Raw genomic sequence first — 21,529 nt, 5'->3', positions numbered from 1 at the left:
CACGCACCCGCCGAGCCGGGCAGGACCGCCGAGCCCGGTGAGCCGGTGCCGACGAAGGCGCCGCCGACGCCCCCCGTGACCTCCGCCCCGCCCGAGCCGCCGGCCTCCACTCCGCCACCGCCCGTCTCCGAGCCGCCGTCGGCCGAGCCGTCCTCGTCGGCGCACGAGGAGACGAGCCCGCAGCTCGTCCAGCGGGAGCCCGCGCCGGCGGCGGGCGTGCCGGCGTGAGATCCGCGGGGCGGCCGGCCCGCCGACGCCGGGTGCCACCACCGCGGCGCGGCGGAGCGCCGTTGCGACGGAAAGGCGAGTGTGAGCTGCGCCTCTGCGGCTCGGTTTGCCTTCGGGGGTGGTAGGTGCGTATGGTGGTAGATCGTTTGATCCCATTTGCCCGGCGCCACCACAGAGCGCGCCGTGTGGCGCGTACTCTCCTTTGCCGTGGCGGACCGCATTGAGGCGGTCGTGAGCGATTCACGGAGTTGACGGGCGCGTGCCGAAGAGACTCCGGAAGGTTTCGCATTCGCATGTCCGTGTCCAGCACCGACCAGATCGTCGTGTCCGAGAACGAGATCGAGATCGAGAACACCACCGAGATCGACAACGTACTCGTCGACGAGACGACCGAGGTCACCGAGGCCCCCGAGGCCGCTGACACCCCCCAGTCCCCCCAGACCCCCCAGATCACCTTCGCCGACCTCGGCCTCCCCGAGGGCATCGTGCGCAAGCTCGCACAGAACGGTGTGACGACCCCCTTCCCGATCCAGGCCGCGACCATCCCGGACGCCCTGGCCGGCAAGGACATCCTCGGCCGTGGCCGCACCGGCTCCGGCAAGACCCTCTCCTTCGGCCTGCCGACCCTGGCCCAGCTGGCCGGCGGCCGCACCGAGAAGAAGCGGCCCCGCGCCGTCATCCTCACCCCGACCCGCGAGCTGGCCATGCAGGTCGCCGACGCCCTCCAGCCGTACGGCGACGTCCTCGGCCTGAAGATGAAGGTCGTCTGCGGCGGCACCTCGATGGGCAACCAGATCTACGCCCTGGAGCGTGGCGTCGACATCCTCGTCGCCACCCCGGGCCGGCTGCGCGACATCATCAACCGCGGCGCCTGCTCCCTGGAGGACGTGCGGATCGCCGTCCTGGACGAGGCCGACCAGATGTCCGACCTGGGCTTCCTGCCCGAGGTCACCGAGCTGCTCGACCAGGTTCCGGCCGGCGGCCAGCGGATGCTCTTCTCCGCCACGATGGAGAACGAGATCCAGACCCTCGTCGACCGCTACCTCGACAAGCCCGTCTCCCACGAGGTGGACGCGGCCCAGGGCGCGGTGACGACCATGTCGCACCACATCCTCATCGTGAAGCCCAAGGACAAGGCGCCGGTCACGGCCGCGATCGCCTCCCGCAAGGGCCGCACGATCATCTTCGTCCGCACCCAGCTGGGCGCCGACCGCGTCGCCGAGCAGCTGCGCGAGGCCGGCGTGAAGGCCGACGCGCTGCACGGCGGCATGACCCAGGGCGCCCGTACCCGCACCCTGGCCGACTTCAAGGACGGCTACGTCAACGTCCTGGTCGCCACCGACGTCGCCGCGCGCGGCATCCACGTCGACGGCATCGACCTGGTCCTCAACGTGGACCCGGCCGGCGACCACAAGGACTACCTGCACCGCGCGGGCCGTACCGCCCGGGCCGGCCGCACCGGCACGGTCGTGTCGCTCTCCCTGCCGCACCAGCGGCGCCAGATCTTCCGCCTGATGGAGGACGCCGGCGTCGACGCGGCCCGCCACATCATCCAGGGCGGCGCCGCCTTCGACCCGGAGGTCGCCGAGATCACCGGCGCCCGCTCCATGACCGAGGTCCAGGCCGAGTCCGCCGCCAACGCCGCCCAGCAGGCCGAGCGCGAGGTCGCCCAGCTCACCAAGCAGCTGGAGCGCGCCCAGCGCCGCGCGACCGAACTGCGCGAGGAGGCCGACCGGCTGGTCGCCCGCGTCGCCCGCGAGCGCGGCGACGACCCGGAGGCGGCCGTGGCCGAGGCCCAGGCGACGGCGGCTGAGCAGCTCGCCGTGGCCGAGGAGCCCGCGGAGCGCGAGACCGAGCGCGAGGAGCGTCCGGCGGCCTCGGCACCGTACGAGCGCCGGGAGCGGCGCGGCTTCGACCGCGACCGTGGCTTCGAGCGTCGTGACGACCGCCGGGACGACCGGGGTGGCCGTGGCTTCGAGCGCCGCGAGGACCGTCGGGACGACCGTCGGGACGAGCGCGGTGGCCGTGGTTTCGAGCGTCGTGACGACCGCCGGGACGACCGGGGTGGCCGTGGTTTCGAGCGCCGTGACGACCGTCGTCCCTTCGACCGCGACCGGGACCGCGACCGTGGCTTCGACCGCCGCGACGACCGCCGTGACGACCGTCGGGACGACCGGGGTGGCCGTGGCTTCGACCGTCGTGACGACCGTCGGGACGACCGCGGTGGCCGTGGTTTCGAGCGTCGTGACGACCGGGGCGAGCGCCGTCCGTTCGACCGTGACCGGGGTGGCCGTTCCTTCGACCGCCGTGACGACCGGGGCGGCTTCCGCCGGGACGAGCGCGGTGGCCACCGGGGCAGCGACCGTCCGTTCAACCGCGACCGCCGTGACGACCGCCCGGGCTTCCGGTCCGCCGGTCACGACCGCCCCTACGGCCGTCGTGACGACCACCGCGGCACCGGCTCCTTCGGCCGCCGCGAGGACAAGCCGCGCTGGAAGCGCAACGGCTGACACGCCATCGGCCGACACCACTCCGGCCGGCACCGCATCGGCTGACGGCCCCAGTGGCTGACGCCGGGTGAGACGCGGCGAGGGCCCGTACGACACCGTTCGTACGGGCCCTCGCGCGTGCCCGGGGCATCGATTTCCGGTCACCGAGTGACGCATGTCACGCCCCCGGGAAGGGAATTGCTGGGGGCATGACAGATGACGTGAGCGCCGGTGGCCTGTCGGACGAGGAACGGCTGGCCCAACTCGGCTACACCCAGGTCCTCGCCCGCCGCATGTCGGCGTTCTCCAACTACGCCGTCTCCTTCACGATCATCTCGGTGCTGTCCGGCTGCCTGACCCTGTACCTCTTCGGCATGATCACCGGCGGCCCCGCGGTGATCACCTGGGGCTGGGTGGCGGTGGGCCTGATGACGCTGTTCGTCGGCCTGTCGATGGCCGAGATCTGCTCGGCCTACCCGACCTCGGCGGGCCTGTACTTCTGGGCGCACCGCCTGGCGCCCCCGCGTTCGGCGGCGGCCTGGGCCTGGTTCACGGGCTGGTTCAACGTGCTGGGGCAGGTGGCGGTGACCGCCGGCATCGACTTCGGCGCGGCCTCCTTCCTCGGCGCCTGGCTGAACCTCCAGTTCGGCTTCCGGGTGACCCCCGGCCGCACGGTGCTGCTGTTCGCGGCGATCCTCCTCCTGCACGGTCTGCTGAACACCTTCGGCGTCCGGATCGTCGCGTTCCTGAACAGCGTGAGCGTGTGGTGGCACGTCCTCGGTGTCGCGGTCATCGTCGGCGCGCTGGCGTTCGTCCCGGACCACCACCAGTCGGCGTCCTTCGTCTTCACGCGCTTCGTCAACGAGACCGGCTGGGGCAGCACCCCGTACGTGGTGCTCCTGGGTCTGCTGATGGCCCAGTACACCTTCACCGGCTACGACGCCTCGGCCCACATGACCGAGGAGACCCACGACGCGGCCACCGCGGGCCCGAAGGGCATCGTCCGCTCCATCTGGACGTCGTGGATCGCGGGCTTCGTCCTCCTGCTGGGCTTCACCTTCGCCATCCAGTCGTACGACGGGGCCCTCACGTCCCCCACGGGCGCACCGCCCGCCCAGATCCTCCTCGACGCCCTCGGCGCCACGGCCGGCAAGCTCCTGCTGCTGGTGGTGATCGGCGCCCAGCTCTTCTGCGGCATGGCCTCCGTCACCGCCAACAGCCGCATGATCTACGCCTTTTCGCGGGACGGCGCGCTGCCCTTCTCCCACCTCTGGCACACGGTCAGCCCGCGCACCCGGACCCCGGTGGCGGCCGTCTGGCTGGCCGCGCTCGGCGCCCTGGCCCTGGGGCTGCCGTACCTGATCAACACCACGGCCTACGCGGCGGTGACGTCCATCGCGGTGATCGGCCTGTACATCGCGTACGTCATCCCGACCTTCCTCCGCGTCCGCAAGGGCCCCGCGTTCACCCCCGGCCCCTGGCACCTGGGCCGCTGGTCCCGCCTCATCGGGGTGGTGTCGGTGACCTGGGTGCTGGCCATCACCGTCCTGTTCATGCTCCCGCAGGTCTCGCCGGTCACCTGGAAGACGTTCAACTACGCCCCGGTCGCCGTCCTGGTCGTCCTCGGCTTCGCGGCGACCTGGTGGCTGGCCTCGGCCCGCCGCTGGTTCCTCGCCCCGCGCCCCGCCGCCGCCCCCATCCCGGCCGAAAAGTGACCATCCCCCCGCTCCGGCGTCATCCGACGCGGCCGTGTCCCCGATACCCGATCGGCGACACGGCCTCGTCCGGCTATGCTCGGACAGGCAACATCGCACGGGCCGTTAGCTCAATTGGCAGAGCAGGGGACTTTTAATCCCTTGGTTGTGGGTTCGAGTCCCACACGGCCTACCGTCCGCAGGCGCGGGGGCGACGCCCCCCGCGTGCTGCGGCACAGCGCCCGGGACGGCCGAAGCCGTCCCGGGCGCTGTCGCGTTCGCGGGCCTGTTTCCGGGACGCCCGTGCCGGCCCCCGCGCCCCCTCCGCCGTCAGTACCGCTGCGCCTTGACCAGTTCGGCGGTCAGGTGGGGCTCGGGAGGCTTGTGGCTGATGGCGTAGCGCTCCGCCTTCTGCCCCGGCTTGACGTTCTGCGCCCCCACGACGACGGTCTCCACGACCTTGCCGTGGGAGTCGCTGAAGTCCACCTGCACCGCGAAGGAGGCGGGCTTGTCGGTGCGGTTGGTCATCGTGACCAGGAGGGCGCGCACGTTGTGGGTCTGGGACAGGGGGACGCCCACCATGGAGACGTCGTTCGTCGCGTTGCCGCGTCCCCTCACCTTGGCGAGCTGCTTCTTCGCCTCCGCGCGGGCGCGCTCGCTCTCCGCGGACACGGAGGCCTCGAACTCGGAGGCGCGGGCGGAGGCCGACGAGGCCGCGGCGGAGGCCGAGGCGCTGGCCTCCGCCTTCTTCGACTCCGCCCAGGACGACATGCCCGACGGCGCGGTGCCGGAGAAGCTCGACGTGGCGGGCGCGGTGGGGGTGGGCGTGAAGGTGCCGGCCCCGCCGTTGCCGTTGTCGGTACCGCAGGAGGCCACGGCCAGCACACCGGTGAGCGCCGCGCCCACGCCGTACACGACGGGTCTCAGGCGCGGGCGTGCGGTGCGGGACGGCGCGGCGTCCTGGCCGGTCATGGTGGGTTCCGACACGGCGACCTCCACGGTGATGCGGGCACGGGCCCGGTCAGTCCTGGTACAGACCAGAAATATGGTCATACAAGGTGAGGTGATGCGCGATTCGGTACGAAGTGGTGCCGGTGGTGCCGGGAGGCTCGCAGCACCCGCGCCACCTCGCGGAAGGCCCGGGGTGAGCCGGACCCGCCGGACGGCGAGTGGGAGGCAACCGGGTGTGTCCGGGCGGGGGGCGCCCCCCCGCGCTACCGCGCCCCGTAAGCCCTGAGGAACGCGCTCACCCCGGCCCTGAGCAGGTGGTCCGTCTCCGCTTCCGGCAGGGGCAGGACGCCGTAGTGGGTCGTCTGGACGATGTGGTGCGAGATCAGGGCCGCGAAGTGGCCGGCGGCGACGGCCGCGTCGCCGTGGAGGTTCAGCAGACCGGCGTCCTCCAGGTGGGCCATCGCCTCGGCGAGGGCCCGGCCGACCGGTTCCGGGCCGGCCTCGTGCCAGGCCTTGAGGACCTCGGGCGGGACGTGGTCGGCCTCCGCGTGGATGTGCCGGACCAGGGCGAAGTGGTTCGCGTAGTCGGTCATGAGCCTGTGGAAGGCACGGGCCAGCAGGACCAGGTCGCGTTCCAGGTCGTCGGGGTGCGGCGGGCGCTGCGGGTCCAGGACGGCGTGCAGGCAGGCCAGTTGGGCGTCCCGGACCTCGCTCGACGTCCAGGTCACGACCGTCCGGAAGAGCTGGGCCTTGCCGCCGGGGAAGTGGTTGTAGAGCGTGCGGGTGGACACGCCGGCCGCGGCGGCGAGCGCGTCGACCGAGGCGCGGGCGTAGCCCTCGCGGCCGAAGACCGTGCAGGCCGCGCTCGCGATGGCCATCTGCTTCTGGAGTCTGCGGGGTGACACCTCGCCCCGCGCCCGCTCCAGCCGGGACTCGTTCGTCTCGCCCACGCCTGTGGTCCCTTCCGTCGTGACCAGCCCACTCTAACCGAGTTACAACGGCCGTTGTACTTCTTACAACGATCGTTGTACTTTTCTGGCGGGGCGGTCGCCGGAAGCGACCGCCGCCCAGCTCGCATCGCAGAAGGGGGACAGCTGTGTCCGTTTCCGATCCGCTCCGCGTCACCGTCATCGTCGGCAGCGTGCGGGAGGGCCGCCGGGGGAGGGCCGTCGCCGACTGGTTCCTCGCCACCGCCGCCACCGCCGACCCGGGCCTCGACCTCGACGTCATCGACCTCGCCGGCGTGGACCTGCCGCTGGTGCTGCCCGGGTGGGGCGGCACCCCGAGCCCCGAGGCCGCCGCCGCGCTGAAGGAGGTGTCACCGCGGCTCGCCGCCGCCGACGCGTTCGTGATCGTCACGCCCGAGTACAACCACAGCTTCCCGGCGGCCCTGAAGAACCTCATCGACTGGCACCACCGGGAGTGGCAGGCCAAGCCGGTCGGCTTCGTGTCGTACGGCGGTCTCGGCGGCGGGCTGCGCGCGGTGGAGCAGCTCCGGCTGGTCTTCGCCGAACTGCACGCCGTGACCGTGCGCGACTCGGTCAGCCTGCACGGCCCCTGGTCCGGCCTGGGCGAGGACGGGCTTCCGCGGGACGCCGACGTGTGCGCGGGTGCGGCCAAGGGCATGCTCGGCCAGCTCACCTGGTGGGGCCGGGCGCTGCGGACCGCACGCGCCGACCGGCCCTACGCGGGCTGAGAGGCGGCTGCGATGAGCATCCCCCTGCCGGACCGGGGAGCGGAGCGATGAGCGGTCTGCGCCCCACCGGACCCGTCCGGCCCGCCTCGGCCGGTGCGGCGGGCCCGGCCGGCGCCTCCCCGGCCGCCCTCCACCGGGTCGTCACCGTCGTCGTCCTCGGCACGATCATGTCCGTGCTCGACATGACGATCGTCAACGTCGCGCTGCGCCGCCTGTCGGAGTCCTTCGGCGCCCCGCTGGAGACCATCCAGTGGACCGCGACCGCCTACACGCTCGCCCTCGCCGCGGTCATCCCGACCGCCGCCTGGGCGATGGGCCGCATCGGTGCCAAGCGGACGTACGTCACCGCGCTCGCCCTGTTCACGCTGGGCTCGCTGCTCGCCGCCTGCGCCTGGGACGCGGGCAGTCTCATCGCGTTCCGCGCGGTGCAGGGGCTGGGCGGCGGTCTGCTCCAGCCGGTCGGCATGGCGATGGGCATGCGGGTCGCGGACCGGGCCCGGCTCGGCCGGGCCATGGGCCTGCTGGGGCTGCCCGTCCTGATCGGCCCGGTCGCCGGTCCGGTGCTCGGCGGCTGGCTGGTCGACGCCGCGTCCTGGCACTGGATCTTCCTGGTCAACCTGCCCGTCGGCGCCCTGGCCCTGGTCCTCGCGGCCCGTCTGCTGCCGAAGGACGTCCCCGACTCCGGCGGCCGGGACCTGCCCCGGCTGGACGTCCCCGGTCTGCTGACGCTCTCGCCCGGTCTGGCGCTGCTCCTGTACGGCCTGGCCCGGGGCGGTGAGCGCGGGGACTTCACGGCACCCGGCGCGCTGCTGCCGACGCTCGCCGGCGCCGTGCTCGCGGCGGTCTTCGTACGGCGGGCGCTCAGCGTCCGCGCGCCGCTGCTGGACCTGCGGCTGCTGCGGGACCGTACCTTCGCCGCCGGCGTCGGCACGCTCGCCCCGTTCACCTGCGGCTACTTCGGGTCGATGCTGCTCGGACCGCTGTACTGGCAGCAGGAGCGGGGCCTGGGCGCGACTGCGGCCGGATTGCTCGGGGCGCCGGTCGGTCTCGTGGTCGGTACGACGATGCAGATCGCGGCCCGGCGCATCGACACGGCGGTACCGCGCCGGCTGATCACGGCGGGCTGCGCGGTGGCCGCCGTCGGAATGGGGCTGCTGGCGTGGCAGACCGGCACGGCGGGGGTCGCGCCGTGGCGGATCGTCGTCGCGGGCACGGTGATGGGCGTCGGCGCCGGGATGACGCTGATGCCGGCGATGACCACCGCGACCCGCGGCCTGTCCCCGGACCGGCTGGCCGGGGCGAGCACCGCGTTGAGCATCAACGCCCAGCTCGCCGCGTCGGTCGGTACGGCCCTGCTGTCGGTGGTGCTGGGCGCGGCGGGCTCGTCCCCGGCCGGCTTCCGGCTCGCCTACGCGGTGGCGGCGGCGCTGCTCGCCGTGGCCGTGTGCTCGGCGCTCCGGCTGCCCGGCCGCCCCGCGGACGACAGGTCCTGACCGGCCGTCAGCTCGGTCAGTTCGGCCAGCGGGAGCGTGTGCTGGGTGTGGAGCACCTTCGCGCGCAGGTAGCGGACGTTGTGGGCCGTGGTGAAGACACCGGTCGGCACCCGGTCCCGTACCGCGATGCCCAGCGAGCGCAGCTGTCCGGCCTTGTCGGGGTTGTTGGAGAGCAGGTCCAGCTCGGTGATGCCGAGGGCACCGAGCATCTGGGCGGCGGCCGTGTAGTCGCGGGCGTCCTCGGGCAGGCCGAGGGCGGCGTTCGCCGCGTAGGTGTCGAGCCCCTCGTCTTGGAGGGCGTAGGCGTCGAGCTTGTTGTAGAGGCCGATGCCCCGGCCCTCCTGGCGGAGGTACAGCAGGACGCCGCCGCGGGCGGCGATGCGCTCGACCGCCTCGCGCAGCTGCGGTCCGCAGTCGCAGCGGGCCGAGCCGAAGACGTCCCCGGTCAGGCACTCGGAGTGCAGGCGCACCAGCGGGACCGGGCCGGGTTCGCCGAGGACGACGGCGAGGTGCTCCAGGCCGTCGGTGAGGCCGTGGAAGGTGACGAGTTCGGCGTCGGCGCTGTAGCCGTCGGCGAAGCGCAGCGGTACCCGGACGCGGGCGCGCGGGGTGGCGGCGGGGATGTCGGGCATGCGGGTCCTCCGGGACAGTTGCTTCAGATTTGAAGCAGCGGTTCGCAGGGGACCCTACCTCTGCTTAAAAGTTAAAGCAATTGGCGCGGGGCCGGAGGGGTCGCTCACGAAGGCGCCGGCGACGAGCAGGAGGAACGGCGCCGCCAGGGGACGTCGTCGGTGCCGGACGCGTCGTCCTCGCCCTGGAGCCCGCGCGCGATCCCCGTGCAGATCTCCTCCAGCTGCCCCACCTGCTCCGGGGTGAGCCGGTCGAACAGGGTGCTGCGGACCGTCTCGACATGCCCGGGTGCCGTACGCTCCAGGACGGCCGTCCCCTCCTCCGTGAGCACCGCCAGCGAGCTGCGCTTGTCCCAGCGGCAGTTCTCCCGGCGCACCAGGCCGTCCCGCTCCAGCCGGGTCACCACGTATGTCAGCCGGCTGCGGGTGATCTTCAGCGTCTCGGCGAGATCGGTCATGCGCAGCCGCCGCTCGGGGGCCTCGGAGAGATTGGCCAGCACCGAGTAGAACAGGTGCGGCATGCCGCCCTCCTGCTGGAGCTGCCGGTCGATCGCGTCCTCCAGGAGGCGGGAGGCGGCCATGTAGGCGCGCCAGGCGCGCTGCTCGTCGGGGGTGAGCCAGCGGGTCGTCATGCCGCCAGTGTAAGTTGTTTAAAACTTGAACCAAGACCGTTCGCGCGGACGAGTCCGCCCGTCCCGTGCCACCCTGTCCGCCTCCGGAAGAGAGGGCGCCGATGCCCCTGCCGTACGTGCTGCTGTCCGCCGCCGTCTCCCTCGACGGCTATCTGGACGACACCGGCCCCGAGCGCCTGCTGCTGTCGAGCCCGGCCGACTTCGACCGGGTCGACGCGGTACGGGCCTCGGTCGACGCGATCCTCGTCGGCGCCGGCACGATCCGCGCCGACAATCCCCGCCTGCTGGTGAACTCGGCCGAGCGGCGCGCGGCCCGGGTCGCGGAGGGCAGGCCGGAGTACCCGCTGAAGGTCACGGTCACCGCCACCGGCGACCTCGACCCGGAGGCCAACTTCTGGCACACCGGCGGCGACAAGATCGTCTACAGCACCGACCGGGGCGCCGAGCGCGCCGCCCGCCTCCTCGGCCGCACCGCCGACGTCGTCCCGCTCGGCCCCGCCCTGCACTGGCGGGCCCTGCTGGAGCACCTGCACGACGTGCGCGGCGTCGGCCGCCTGATGGTCGAGGGCGGCGGCACGGTCCACACCCAGCTCCTGCACCAGGGTCTCGCCGACGAACTCCAGCTGGTCCTCGCCCCGCTGTTCGTCGGCGACCCCGCGGCCCCGCGCCTGTTCGGGCCCGGGGCCTACCAGCCCGGACGGCTGCGCCTGCTCGACACCCGCCGGATCGAGGACGTCGTGCTCATGCGGTACGCGCCCACGGCACCCGGCACCGGGGAGGTCGCCACGGCCGCCGACCGCCACTGGCTGCGGACCGCCTGCGAGCTGGCGGCGCTGTGCCCGCCGTCGGAGACGGCGTTCAGCGTCGGCGCGGTGGTCGTCGCCGCCGACGGCACGGAGCTGGCCCGGGGCCATTCACGGGAGGGCGCCGATCCCGTCGTGCACGCGGAGGAGGCGGCTCTCGCGAAGATCGACGCGGGCGATGCGCGGCTGGCCGGTGCCACGGTGTACAGCAGCCTGGAGCCCTGCGCCCGGCGCGCGTCCCGGCCGGCGCCCTGCGCCGAGCTGATCCTGCGGGCAGGGGTGCGGAGGGTGGTCACCGCGTGGCGTGAGCCGGACACCTTCGTCCACGCGGCCGACGGGACGGGGCTGCTTGTCGCCGGAGGTGCGCGGGTCGTGGTGCTTGGCGAGCTGGAGGAGCTCGCCAAGGCGCCGAACGCCCACTTGCTGTGAGCGCCGGCCCGTCCGCCGGGGGCGCCTGGTGGGCGGGCCGGAAACGGCTCAGGGCCCGGAATCCAGTGGATTCCGGGCCCTGACCCTTCAGTAGCGGGGACAGGATTTGAACCTGCGACCTCTGGGTTATGAGCCCAGCGAGCTACCGAGCTGCTCCACCCCGCGTCGTTGTGACTCCAGTGTACGCCATGCGCGGGACCGCTCGCACACCCCTTTCGGTCCACCCCGGTCGCCGCCCGCCCCGGGGCCCGGAAACCTGGAGGTACGTCGGACAAGTGGGAGACACGCGGTGCGCCCTGGAAAGGTGGAGGAGAGCCCGTACGCCAGGGCGGGCGGCCGGCTCCCCGGCGATCCCGTGCCCGACCCGGGCCTCGGCGACGAGCCGGTGCCGGTGCGTGCCCGCCGCCGCCCGAGCCCCCGTACGCAGGCCCGCGCCCTGCCCGCCCTCCTCATCGTCGGCGGTGTCCTGTACGGCCTGCTCGCCCCGGACGACTTCACCGCCGTCCCCTTCTTCACCGCGGCCCCGCTGGTCGCCGCGCCCCTGTCGTCGCTGCGCACCACCGTGCTGACCGGCCTCGCCTCCCTCGCCGCCGCCTACGCCGTGCACACGCACGCCGGGGCCCATCCGGCCGTGGGCACCCTCACCGACGTGGTCACCGTCGCCACGGTCGCCCTGCTGGCCGTCGCCATCAACCGGGTGGTCCGCCGGGGCGACCGGCGGCTCGCCTCCGCCCGGGAGATCGCCGAGGCCGCCCAGCGGGCCGTCCTGCCGGAGCCGGACGAGCGGATCGGCGGCTACGAGATCGCCGCCTGCTACGAGGCGGCACGGCAGGACGCCTTCATCGGCGGCGACCTGTACGCGGTGCAGGACAGCCCGTACGGCGTCCGGCTGGTCGTCGGGGACGTGCGCGGCAAGGGCATGGGCGCGGTCGCCGCCGTGGCCGTGGTGATCGGCGCGTTCCGGGAGGCGGCCGAGCAGGAGGCCACGCTGGAGGCGGTCGCCGAGCGGCTGGAGCGGGCACTGGCCCGCGAGGGCACCCGGCGCGACGGGATCGACGCCTTCGAGGGGTTCACCACCGCGGTCCTCGCCGAACTCCCGCACGAAGACGGCGTGGTACGGATCGTCAACCGCGGCCATCCGCCGCCGCTGCTGCTGCACGCCGACGGCACCCTGCGCACCCTCGCCCCCGAGGAGCCCGCGCTGCCGCTCGGCATGGGCGACCTCGGCATGTGGCCGGACCGGGCCACCGAGACCGCCTTCCCGAGCGGCGCGACCCTGCTGCTGCACACCGACGGCCTGTCCGAGGCCCGGGACGCCCACGGCCGTTTCTACGACCCCGCACGACGGCTCGCCGGGCGCACCTTCGCCGGTCCGGCCGCGCTGGTCGGCCGGCTCGCCGAGGAGGTGCGCCGGCACTCCGGGGGCGGCATGACGGACGACATGGCGCTGCTCGCCGTACGGCGGCCCTGAACGTCACCGAAGGTGACCGGGTGAGCGCCGTGCGCATCACATCTGAGTCACCATCAAAACCGAAAGTGACTGCTGAACGGGGCCGACGCTCGGTCAACTCGCCCGTTTTGGCGGGGTAGTGGCCGATAACTTCACCGGTAAAGACGGGAATGATCACGCCGAACGGCTTGGAAAGTGACTGGCAGGTCTATTAACGTTCGATAACGCAGCGCGGTCGTCACAGCCGTCACAAGAGGCGGCTCCGTGCGCACGCGCCGAATCCCGCAAGGGAACCGGGGAACCACCACCCTGGGGTGAATCACGCGGATGCCGTCGTCGGCTCACGGAGCCCTCGACCGGTATACGCGCGTAGGAGACCTTCCTGCTCCGAACCCGTCAGCTAACCCGGTAGGCGAAAGGAAGGAAAGGAGCACGCCTCCGTGGCGTCCAACCGGCCTGTCCCAGAAGCCCCGTTCATACCGGCACAGCGCGAGCCCGAGACCTTCGGGTACGGCGCCCACCACGCCGAGGAGGGCCCCTGGGAGGAGTGGAACCCCACCGAGGAGTCCATCGCCCCGGTGCGCGGCCGGCACCGCGTCGCCAAGCAGCGCGGCGGCTTCGCGCGCAGCTCCACCGTGCTGGGCGTCGGCGTCATGGCCGCGGTCGGCGCGGGCGGCATGGCCAGCGCCAACACCGGCAAGCCGCCGGTCTCCCTCTCCCTGCCGGACCTGCCCTCGGTCGGCTCCCTCTTCGGCGACGGCTCCGCCGACTCCCACCCGGCCCAGGCCGCGACCGCCACGCTGAGCCGCGTCGGTGTCACCACGACCGCCGGTGAGGACACCGCCGACGCGGGCGAGGCGCTGCGCAACCGCATCATGGCCCAGGCCGAGCAGCAGCGGGGCCAGGCCGAGAGCAAGGCCACCGCCGCCGCGGTCGCCGCCGCCGAGAAGCAGAGCGCCGACGCCGCCGCCCAGGCCGAGAAGGAGGCCGCCGCCCAGGCCGCAGCGGCCAAGGAGAAGGCGGAGGCCGCCGCCGCGAAGAAGGCCGAGGAGGAGCGGCTGGCCAAGCTGGCCGCGCAGTACACGCTGCCCACCTCCTCGTACACGATCACGTCGACCTTCGGCCAGGCCGGCTCGATGTGGTCCTCCGGCTACCACACCGGTCTCGACTTCGCCGCTCCCACCGGCACCCTGATCAAGGCCGTGCACAGCGGCACGATCACCGAGGCGGGCTGGGCCGGCTCCTACGGCTACCGCACGATCCTGACCCTGGACGACGGCACCGAGCTGTGGTTCTGCCACCAGTCCTCGATCAGCGTCTCCGTCGGCCAGAAGGTCACCACCGGCGAGGTCATCGGCCGCGTCGGCGCGACCGGCAACGTCACCGGCCCGCACCTGCACCTGGAGGTCCACCCCGACGGCCAGCCCACCGGCATCGACCCGATGGCGTGGCTGCGCGGCAAGGGCCTCACCCCCTGACGGCCGCGGCCCGCGAGGGAATTCGGCCCCGGCGGTGGGATGCGATCACCCACCGCCGGTGTTGGCATGACGTATGACGTCACTTCGTAAACTCGGCTCTTCCGATCTAGAGGTCTTCCCGCTGTCCCTCGGCGGCAACGTCTTCGGCTGGACCGCCGACGAGCAGACCTCCTTCGCCGTCCTCGACGCCTACACCGCCGCGGGCGGCAACTTCATCGACACCGCCGACTCCTACTCCGCCTGGATCGAGGGCAACCAGGGCGGCGAGTCGGAGACGATCATCGGCAAGTGGGTCAAGGCCCGCGGCAACCGCTCCGACATCGTCATCGCCACCAAGGTGAGCCAGCACCCGGAGTACCAGGGCCTGTCCGCCGCCAACATCAAGGCCGCCGCCGACGCCTCCCTGCGCCGCCTGGACACCGACTACATCGACCTCTACTACACCCACTTCGACAAGCCCGAGGTGCCGGTCGAGGAGATCATCGGCGCGCTGGACGAGCTGGTGAGGGCCGGAAAGGTCCGGCACATCGCCGCCTCCAACATCAGCCCCGAGCGCCTGCGGGCCTCCCTCGACTTCTCCGACCGCGAGGGCCTCGCCCGTTACGTCGCCCTCCAGCCGCACTACAACCTGGTCTCCCGGGACACCTACGAGGGCCCGCTCCAGGACCTGGTCGCCCGCGAGGGCCTGTCCGCCGTCCCGTACTTCTCCCTCGCCTCGGGCTTCCTCACCGGCAAGTACCGGCCCGGCAAGACCGTCGACAGCGCCCGCGCCGGCGCGGCACAGAAGCACGCGGACTCCGAGCGCGGCCAGAAGATCCTCGCGGCCCTGGACGAGATCGCCGCGGCCCACGAGGCCCCGGTCGCCACGGTCGCCCTGGCCTGGCTCGCCGCCCAGCCCACGGTCACGGCCCCGATCGCCTCGGCGCGGACGGTGGAACAGCTTCCGGCGCTGCTGGGAGTGGCGGAGCTGAAGCTCACGGACGCCGAGGTGACCCGGCTGACGGAGGCGTCCGCCTAGGCCGTCCCACCACGACGGCCCGGCCCGGCGGCGCCGGACCCCGCCTCGCCCCCGGCGACTACGTCCGGTACGGGTTGTACGCGGGATACGGCACCGCCGGGTACCCGTACGGCGCCGCCGGCCCCCAGTACCCGGGCGCCGGAACGGACGCCCTGCTCGCGTACTCCAGCGCGGGCCGGGCCACGTCCCTGCGCCTCCACAGCTCGTCCAGCAGCTCCCGCTCCCGGAGGACGAAGTCGGGCCCGGCCTTCCCCTTCCGGCCGCGGTGCCGCAGGAACGCCAGCGAGGTCGCGTACGCCTCGTACCGGGCCACCTCCCGCGCCGCCTGGCGCCCGTGGTGGTGCCGGGCGTAGTCCCGGGCCATCCGGCGTGCCCGCATCGACCCGAGCGCGAACGGCTCGGCCGGCCCCAGCCACCCGGCCAGCACATACGTGGGCAGCTCCGCCCGCACGGTCCGCAGCTCCCGCTGCCGGGTCCAGATCGCCAGCCAGGTCACCAGCGCGAAAGCGGGCACCATGAAGGCGCCGTAGACGGCGAAGAAGCCGTACTCGCCGAAGGTGGAGGAGCCGTTCCAGAAGGCGTGCATGCCCATCGCGAGCAGCAGCCCGCAGACCGGAAGCAGCACCCGTCGCGCGTGCTGCCGCTCGGCGGACAGCGCGGCGACGCCGAAGCCGATGCCGGTGAGGACGGTGAACAGGGGGTGCGCGAACGGGGACATCACGATGCGCACGAAGAACGTGGCGGCGGTGACGGAGGCGATGCCGCGGTCGCCGGTGAGCTGGTCGGTCCCGAAGGCCGTACCGAGGTACAGGATGTTCTCGGTGAACGCGAACCCGGTGGCGGTGACGCCCGCTATCACCACCCCGTCCACGATCCCGGTGAAGTCGCGTCTGCGGAAGAGGAACACCAGCAGGACGGCGGCGGCCTTCGCGGACTCCTCCACGATGGGGGCTATCACCGTGGCGCCCAGGGTGTCGGCACTGGCCGGATCCGCGGTCGAGGTGGCGATCCACCGGGTCGCGAAACTGTTGGCCACGATGGCTATCAGCGCCGCCGCACAGGCACCCCAGGCGAAGGAGAAGACCAGGTTCCGCCAGGGGCCCGGCTCCACCCGGTCCAGCCACCGGAAGGCGGCTATCAGCCAGGGCACGGGCAGGACGGCGAGGCCGAGACCGACGAGGAAGCCCTCCGTGCCGGTCTGCCGCCGCACCAGCGCGAGGATCACCAGGCCGGACAGCGCGAGGAGTGTGCTCAGTGCTCCGTACCGCACCCACCTGCGCTGCCACCAGTGCGGGTGGCGGAGCGCACCGTCGCCGGGGCTCGGGGGAAACGTCGGAAACGGAGGACTGGTGGCCACGGCATCGACCCTAACGGTGACGGGACGAGGGGCTGGAGCGGATTATCGGTCCTGCTCAGCGGTCCTGTGCGGTACGCGCCGGAACAGCAGGTCGTTCACCACATGTCCCTTGTCCAGTCCCTGCCCCTCGAAACGGGTCAGCGGCCGGAACTCCGGGCGTGGCGCGAAACCGCCGTCAGCCTGGGTGTTCTCGAAGTCGGGGTGCGCGGTGAGCACGTCCAGCATCTGCTCGGCGTACGGCTCCCAGTCGGTCGCGCAGTGCAGGAGCGCGCCGGGCCGCATCCGGGACGCGGCGAGCGTCAGGAACTCCGGCTGGATGAGCCGCCGCTTGTGGTGCCGCTTCTTGGGCCAGGGATCGGGGAAGTAGACCCGCAGCCCGTCCAGCGAGTCGGGGCGGAGCATCTCCCGCAGCAGGATGATCGCGTCGCCGTTGCCCACGCGAATGTTGGACAGGCCGTTCCGGTCGGCGAGACCCAGCAGGTTGCCCTGGCCGGGGGTGTGCACGTCGACCGCCAGGATGTTGGTGTCCGGGTCGCCGGCGGCCATCTGCGCGGTGGCCTCGCCCATCCCGAACCCGATCTCCAGCACCACGGGGTGGTCGTTGCCGAACAGCTCGCCGAGGTCGATCACCCGCTGCCCGTCGATGTCCAGCCCCCACGTGGGCCACAGGCGCTGCAACGCGTCGGCCTGCCCGGCCGTCACGCGGCTCCGCCGCGGCTGGAAGCTCCGGATCCGCCGCTCGAAGTGCGACCCGGCCGGATCGGCCTTGGGACCGTCCGGAAAACGCGGTTCCCCCTTGGCCCGGGTGTGCCGGACGGGGACACCGGGGTGGTGCGGGGCGGGGGGGTTCAAGGAGTCAGACACAGTACGACCGATTTTACGGGTTCGCAGCGGGGAGCCTCAGGCGGGCGGAGCGCCCCGGTACGGCGCTACAGCGAGCCGAGCATCGCCAGTGCGCGGCGCCCGATCTCCCGCCCGATCGGCAGCGAGGCCGTGGCCGCGGGCGAGGGCGCGTTCAGCACGTGCACCGCCCGCGCCCCCTCCCGGATCAGGAAGTCGTCCACCAGCGTCCCGTCCCGCAGGACGGCCTGCGCCCGCACCCCGGCCGGGGCCCGCACCAGATCCCCGGCCTCCGCGGCGGGCAGCAGTCTGCGCACGGCCTCCAGGAACGCCCCCTTGGACACCGACCGGTGCAGCTCGCCGGCGCCGTACCGCCAGTGCCGCCGGGCGATCGCCCAGGACCCCGGCCACGCGAGCGTCCCGGCCAGCTCCCGGGGGCGTACGTCCCCCCAGCCGTACCCCTCCCGGGCGAGCGCCGGCACCGCGTTGGGCCCGATGTGCACGCCCCCGTCGATCCCGCGCGTCAGATGCACCCCGAGGAACGGGAACGCCGGGTCCGGTACCGGATACACCAGCCCGCGCACCAGCTCCGGCCGCGCCAGCTCGTAGTACTCCCCGCGGAACGGCACGATCCGCACCTCGGGGTCGTCGCCGGTCAGCCGCGCCACCTCGTCGCAGTACAGCCCGGCGCAGTTCACCAGCACGCGCGCGCGTACGACCTCGCCGCCCGCGGTGAGCACGGCCACGCCCCGCTCCGGGCGCCGGTCGACGCGGACGACCCGGGCGCCGTACCGGATCTCCGCCCCGGACTCCCGCGCCAGCGCGTCCGCGACGCCCACGAAGTCGCACACGCCGGTCGTGCCGACGTGTATGGCGGCGAGGCCGCGCACCTGCGGTTCGTACTCGGTGATCTGCGGGGGGCCCAGCTCCCGCACCGGAATGCCGTTCTCGCGACCCCGCTGCACCAGCGCGTGCAGCCGGGGCAGCTCCTCCCGCCCGGTGGCGACGATCAGCTTGCCGGTGACGGCGTGCGCGATGCCGTACTCGGCGCAGAACTTCACCATCTCCGCGGCGCCCCGCACCGCGTACCGCGCCTTCAGCGAGTCCGGCCGGTAGTAGATCCCGCTGTGGATGACCCCGCTGTTCCGCCCCGTCTGGTGCCGGGCCGGTCCCGGCTCCTTCTCCAGCACGGTCACCCGCGTGCCCGGCGCGGCCCGGGTGATCGCATACGCGGTCGACAGCCCGACGATCCCCCCACCGATCACGAGCACATCACAGTCGTACACCCCGGCCCGCACCTGCACCACCTCCGCCTCCGATAGTGCACTGCGCCACTGACAGCGGCTTCAAACGCCGGGAACGAACCACTCCACCACCCGCGGTCGCGCGAGGAGAGGGAGCCGGCACCCCGTGGGCGTCCCTCTACGCCGGAGCCATCAGCAGCGGGCGGGCCCGCTCCCGCAGCTCCACCACCCGCGGCTCGTCCCCGTACGGCTCCAGCCGGTGCAGGAGATCCTTCACGTACTCCGTCGTCCGCGCCGACGAGATCCTCCCCGCCACCTCGACGGCCCGCACCCCCTGCTCGCACGCCGCGTCGAGGTTGCCGGACTCCAGCTCGGCGACCGCGGAGACGACCAGCCGCAGCCCGTGCGACCGCACGAACTCCTCCGTCGGCTTCGACAGCGCCTGCTCGGTGAACCTCCGCACCTGACGCGGCGCCTTCAGGTCCCGGTAGCACTCGGCGGCGTCCGCGGCGAACCGGTCGTACCCGTAGAAGCCGAGCCAGGACGGGTCGTTGTCGCCGGGACGGGACCGCTCCAGCCACCCCTCCGCCGCCTTCAGCGCCGCGCCGGCCGCCTGCGCGTCTCCCGCGCGCGCGTGTGCCCGCGCCTCGACGAGCCGGAAGAAACTCATCGTCCGTGCGGTCGCCAGCCCCCGGTTGCGCTCCAGCGCCGCCTGCGCGAGATCGACGCCCTCGTCGCCGAAGCCCCGGTAGGTCGCCTGCAAGGACATCGAGGCCAGGACGTACCCCCCGAGCGGGACGTCCGCCGCCGCGCGCGCGAGCCGCAGCGCCTGGATGTAGTACCGCTGCGCGGCCTCCTGCTGCCCGGTGTCGAAGGCCATCCACCCGGCGAGCCGGGTGAGTTCGGCCGAGGCTCCGAACAGGGCGCGGCCGACCTCGTCGGAGTAGGAGCCGAGCAGCAGGGGGGCCGCCTCCACCCGCAGGCACTCCGGCACCATCGACGAACGCCAGTCCCCGCCGCCGTACTTGGAGTCCCACCGTCTGGCGTCCTCGGCGGCCTCCCTGAGCTTCTGCACATCGCTGTGGCCGACTTTGATCGGTGCGCCGGACCCCTCGGCGGAGCCCGCCTCCCGCGCGACCGAGCTGTCGGCGGGGGTTATCAGCCAGCGTGAGGCGGGCGTTGCGTATGCGCTGACTGCGAACGACCCGGCGAGCGACTGCCAGATGCCGCCGGAGCCGGCGCGGCGGCCGGCGAGGTCGAGGCGGTACAGCTCCGTCGCCGACTTCACCGCCTGGCCCACGTCCCTCGGGAAGGCGAGGCCCACTTCGGGCGCGGGGTCCGCGTCCGCCAGGCCGATCTCGTGGAGCGGCACCGGCCGGCCGAGCTTCTGGCCGATGGCGGCGGCGATGAGGTGCGGTGCCGCGCCCTGGGGCACCATGCCCTTCGACACCCAGCGCGCCACGGACGTCTTGTCGTAGCGAAGCGTCAACCCGCGCTGCGCGCCGAGGTCGTTGACACGGCGGGCGAGTCCCGCGTTGCTGATTCCCGCGAGGGCGAGAACGGCGCCGAGCTTTTCGTTCGGCCCGCGTTGCTCCCTGGACATGCGCCACCCCTCGACACAGACGGCTGCCGCGCTGGCATAACCACGCGGCATTCGTAAACCCAGCGTAGTTCGCCGCATCCCAAGCGTTAAGGGGCATTGTTCCGGTTGGCGGGATTGTGGTCCGTACGAAGGGCCGGGCCCTGTACGCACCGTGCACGGGCTGTCGCCGCGTGCCCCCGCATGTGTGGCCGTGCGCCCGCCCGTGCGCTCTTCTCCGGCCACCCGGGGAGCGGTTCCATGGCTCTTGCGTGGGTCGGCCCGCTGTACTGGATCCAGTGGGCTGGGGGACACCGCCACCTTCATCCCCGCGGGTGGCGGACCGGTCCGGGAGGCGACGCCCGCCTCCCGGACCGTGCGCGCGTGTGGACCGCCGCGCGCCCCACGGGCCTGTACGGAGCGTGCTCATCTCCGGTGCCCCTCCATTTAATTGGCCGAAAACCGACCCCTGCCCTGTGCGCTCAATTGCCGCCTCTACCACGCAACTTGAGGGCGCGAAGGGCGGTTTGGGGGAGCGCGCAGGGGGCGCATTCGCGCCGGGCACGTGCGGCGCGACCTGGCCGGCGCCCCTCCCGGACGCACCGGCCGTCGGCCAAGTCCCCAGGGCCGCCGCGCGTGTTCGCCCAGCTTTTCCCCCGGCTTTTCCCTCGATCGAAGGCGGTGCCGCCGTCCCTCTCCCGCGCGCCCTTCATGGCAGCATGGGGTCCGGTTCGTACGGTGCACTGATTGTCCACAGCCTGTGGAGGCGTCGATGCGGTGGTTGGTGGGTTGGAGCAGCACCGCCGCGGGCGCCGCCGGGATCGGCTCCGCCGGTGCCGTCGGGTACGACGGCGAGACCCTGCACCCGGTCGGCTCCCAGCTCCTGTGGGGGGACCCGGATCCGCTGTGGGCGGTCGGCGACTGGCGCCCGGACGAGGTGCGCGTGGTGCACGCCGACGCGCAGCACCGGATCGCCGTCCTCGGCATCTGCGGCGCCACCGACGAGGAACTGCGGCGCGGCCTGTTCACCGCGCGCGGGGGCGCCGTGCGCCATCTGACCACCTGGCCCGGCAGCTACACGGCCGTCGTCCAGGCCGGCCGCCGCGTCACCGTCTGCGGCGATCTCGCGGGCGCCCGGCCGGTGTTCTACACCCCCTGGGCCGGCGGCACCGCCTACGCCACCGCCGCGCTGCCCCTCGCCGACCTCGTCGAGGCCAACCTGGACTTCACCCACCTCGCCGCCCTGCTCGCCGCCCCGGACGTCCCGGCCGCGCTGCGCGACAGCACCCCGTACGAGGGCGTACGGCGCATTCCGCCGGGGCACGCGTTGGTGCTGCGCGCCGGGGCGCGGGAGGTCGCCGGGTACGAGCCGGTCGCCTCCCTCGCCGTGGCCGCGCCCCCGGCCGACCCCGACCGCGCCGTGGCCAGTGGGTGCCGGGCCACGCCGACCGCTTCGCCGACTGGATCGCCGCCCTCCCACCCGGCGGCACCCTCGCCTTCCAGGTCCCGAACAACACCG

The 21,529-nt window shown here is 73.2% G+C and carries 16 protein-coding genes, 2 tRNA genes, 2 pseudogenes and 1 riboswitch; of the genes and pseudogenes, 11 read left to right on the top strand and 9 right to left on the bottom strand.

Annotation, left to right across the window (positions count from 1 at the left end):
• From ABZV94_RS31535 to ABZV94_RS31520, 4 genes and pseudogenes are all read left to right on the top strand, one after another.
• Positions 1-228: pseudogene (locus ABZV94_RS31535) on the top strand (hypothetical protein); the annotation flags it as partial.
• A 293-nt stretch (positions 229-521) separates the two neighbouring features.
• The gene (locus ABZV94_RS31530) at positions 522-2,738 is read left to right on the top strand and encodes a DEAD/DEAH box helicase (protein ID WP_356346409.1); all 2,217 of its coding nucleotides are present in this window, start codon (positions 522-524) and stop codon (positions 2,736-2,738) included.
• Positions 2,739-2,926: 188 nt separating this feature from the next.
• Complete coding sequence (locus tag ABZV94_RS31525; RefSeq protein ID WP_356346407.1) at positions 2,927-4,432, top strand: amino acid permease; 1,506 nt, start codon at positions 2,927-2,929, stop codon at positions 4,430-4,432.
• 99 nt (positions 4,433-4,531) lie between these two features.
• Positions 4,532-4,604, top strand: a tRNA-Lys gene (locus ABZV94_RS31520).
• A 137-nt stretch (positions 4,605-4,741) separates the two neighbouring features.
• Here ABZV94_RS31520 and ABZV94_RS31515 read toward each other — a convergent pair.
• Both ABZV94_RS31515 and ABZV94_RS31510 read right to left on the bottom strand, forming a co-directional pair.
• Positions 4,742-5,398, bottom strand: coding sequence for a hypothetical protein (locus ABZV94_RS31515; RefSeq protein WP_356346405.1), 657 nt, complete (start codon positions 5,396-5,398; stop codon positions 4,742-4,744).
• Positions 5,399-5,625: 227 nt separating this feature from the next.
• On the bottom strand, positions 5,626-6,312 hold the full coding sequence (locus tag ABZV94_RS31510; protein ID WP_356346403.1) for a TetR/AcrR family transcriptional regulator: 687 nt from the start codon (positions 6,310-6,312) through the stop codon (positions 5,626-5,628).
• A 146-nt stretch (positions 6,313-6,458) separates the two neighbouring features.
• Here ABZV94_RS31510 and ABZV94_RS31505 point away from each other — a divergent pair, with 146 nt between their 5' ends.
• Positions 6,459-7,058, top strand: a complete 600-nt coding sequence (locus tag ABZV94_RS31505; RefSeq protein ID WP_356346401.1) for an NAD(P)H-dependent oxidoreductase — start codon at positions 6,459-6,461, stop codon at positions 7,056-7,058.
• Positions 7,059-7,105: 47 nt separating this feature from the next.
• Positions 7,106-8,551: a DHA2 family efflux MFS transporter permease subunit gene (locus ABZV94_RS31500; protein ID WP_356346399.1), complete on the top strand. Its 1,446-nt coding sequence runs from the start codon at positions 7,106-7,108 to the stop codon at positions 8,549-8,551.
• Here the strand turns inward: ABZV94_RS31500 and ribA are convergent.
• Together ribA and ABZV94_RS31490 are read right to left on the bottom strand one after the other, a co-directional pair.
• Positions 8,467-9,183, bottom strand: coding sequence for a GTP cyclohydrolase II (ribA, locus tag ABZV94_RS31495; protein WP_356346397.1), 717 nt, complete (start codon positions 9,181-9,183; stop codon positions 8,467-8,469). The two genes, ABZV94_RS31500 and ribA, sit on opposite strands and share 85 nt — an antisense overlap.
• Positions 9,184-9,287: 104 nt before the next feature.
• Positions 9,288-9,812 carry a MarR family transcriptional regulator gene (locus ABZV94_RS31490; RefSeq protein ID WP_356346396.1) on the bottom strand — a complete coding sequence of 175 codons (525 nt, stop codon included), beginning with the start codon at positions 9,810-9,812 and terminating at the stop codon, positions 9,288-9,290.
• Positions 9,813-9,913: 101 nt separating this feature from the next.
• Here ABZV94_RS31490 and ABZV94_RS31485 point away from each other — a divergent pair, with 101 nt between their 5' ends.
• Positions 9,914-11,044: a dihydrofolate reductase family protein gene (locus ABZV94_RS31485; RefSeq protein WP_356346394.1), complete on the top strand. Its 1,131-nt coding sequence runs from the start codon at positions 9,914-9,916 to the stop codon at positions 11,042-11,044.
• 91 nt (positions 11,045-11,135) lie between these two features.
• On the opposite strand, the gene ABZV94_RS31480 is transcribed toward ABZV94_RS31485, so the two are convergent.
• Positions 11,136-11,209, bottom strand: a tRNA-Met gene (locus ABZV94_RS31480).
• 124 nt (positions 11,210-11,333) lie between these two features.
• Between ABZV94_RS31480 and ABZV94_RS31475 the strand changes: the two genes are divergently transcribed.
• From ABZV94_RS31475 to ABZV94_RS31465, 3 genes are all read left to right on the top strand, one after another.
• Positions 11,334-12,515: a PP2C family protein-serine/threonine phosphatase gene (locus ABZV94_RS31475; RefSeq protein ID WP_356346392.1), complete on the top strand. Its 1,182-nt coding sequence runs from the start codon at positions 11,334-11,336 to the stop codon at positions 12,513-12,515.
• A gap of 242 nt (positions 12,516-12,757) precedes the next feature.
• Positions 12,758-12,923, top strand: a riboswitch (cyclic di-AMP (ydaO/yuaA leader).
• An 11-nt stretch (positions 12,924-12,934) separates the two neighbouring features.
• On the top strand, positions 12,935-13,972 hold the full coding sequence (locus ABZV94_RS31470) for a M23 family metallopeptidase (RefSeq protein ID WP_356346391.1): 1,038 nt from the start codon (positions 12,935-12,937) through the stop codon (positions 13,970-13,972).
• Positions 13,973-14,045: 73 nt separating this feature from the next.
• Positions 14,046-14,990 (top strand): aldo/keto reductase, encoded by a 945-nt coding sequence (locus ABZV94_RS31465; protein ID WP_356346389.1) that lies wholly within the window; start codon positions 14,046-14,048, stop codon positions 14,988-14,990.
• Between the two features lie 58 nt (positions 14,991-15,048).
• On the opposite strand, the gene ABZV94_RS31460 is transcribed toward ABZV94_RS31465, so the two are convergent.
• From ABZV94_RS31460 to ABZV94_RS31445, 4 genes are all read right to left on the bottom strand, one after another.
• Positions 15,049-16,347, bottom strand: a complete 1,299-nt coding sequence (locus ABZV94_RS31460; protein WP_356346386.1) for a PrsW family intramembrane metalloprotease — start codon at positions 16,345-16,347, stop codon at positions 15,049-15,051.
• A 42-nt stretch (positions 16,348-16,389) separates the two neighbouring features.
• On the bottom strand, positions 16,390-17,211 hold the full coding sequence (gene trmB, locus ABZV94_RS31455; protein ID WP_356346384.1) for a tRNA (guanosine(46)-N7)-methyltransferase TrmB: 822 nt from the start codon (positions 17,209-17,211) through the stop codon (positions 16,390-16,392).
• Between the two features lie 65 nt (positions 17,212-17,276).
• Positions 17,277-18,494, bottom strand: coding sequence for an L-2-hydroxyglutarate oxidase (lhgO, locus tag ABZV94_RS31450; protein ID WP_356346381.1), 1,218 nt, complete (start codon positions 18,492-18,494; stop codon positions 17,277-17,279).
• A 115-nt stretch (positions 18,495-18,609) separates the two neighbouring features.
• Positions 18,610-20,034, bottom strand: coding sequence for an MFS transporter (locus tag ABZV94_RS31445; RefSeq protein WP_356346379.1), 1,425 nt, complete (start codon positions 20,032-20,034; stop codon positions 18,610-18,612).
• A 748-nt stretch (positions 20,035-20,782) separates the two neighbouring features.
• Here ABZV94_RS31445 and ABZV94_RS31440 point away from each other — a divergent pair.
• Positions 20,783-21,529: pseudogene (locus tag ABZV94_RS31440) on the top strand (asparagine synthase); the annotation flags it as partial.

The sequence above is a fragment of the Streptomyces sp. NPDC004658 genome (assembly GCF_040609555.1).
Lineage (GTDB): Bacteria > Actinomycetota > Actinomycetes > Streptomycetales > Streptomycetaceae > Streptomyces.
This window is presented reverse-complemented; position numbering and strand designations above follow the sequence as displayed.

Bases quoted from the DNA above. Each gene is read 5' to 3' on its own strand.
- ABZV94_RS31530 (WP_356346409.1), top strand. From the start codon at position 522: ATGTCCGTGTCCAGCACCGACCAGATCGTCGTGTCCGAGAACGAGATC.
- ribA (WP_356346397.1), bottom strand. From the start codon at position 9,183: ATGCCCGACATCCCCGCCGCCACCCCGCGCGCCCGCGTCCGGGTACCG.
- ABZV94_RS31490 (WP_356346396.1), bottom strand. From the start codon at position 9,812: ATGACGACCCGCTGGCTCACCCCCGACGAGCAGCGCGCCTGGCGCGCC.
- ABZV94_RS31500 (WP_356346399.1), top strand. From the start codon at position 7,106: ATGAGCGGTCTGCGCCCCACCGGACCCGTCCGGCCCGCCTCGGCCGGT.
- ABZV94_RS31465 (WP_356346389.1), top strand. From the start codon at position 14,046: ATGACGTCACTTCGTAAACTCGGCTCTTCCGATCTAGAGGTCTTCCCG.
- ABZV94_RS31485 (WP_356346394.1), top strand. From the start codon at position 9,914: ATGCCCCTGCCGTACGTGCTGCTGTCCGCCGCCGTCTCCCTCGACGGC.
- ABZV94_RS31445 (WP_356346379.1), bottom strand. From the start codon at position 20,034: ATGTCCAGGGAGCAACGCGGGCCGAACGAAAAGCTCGGCGCCGTTCTC.
- ABZV94_RS31525 (WP_356346407.1), top strand. From the start codon at position 2,927: ATGACAGATGACGTGAGCGCCGGTGGCCTGTCGGACGAGGAACGGCTG.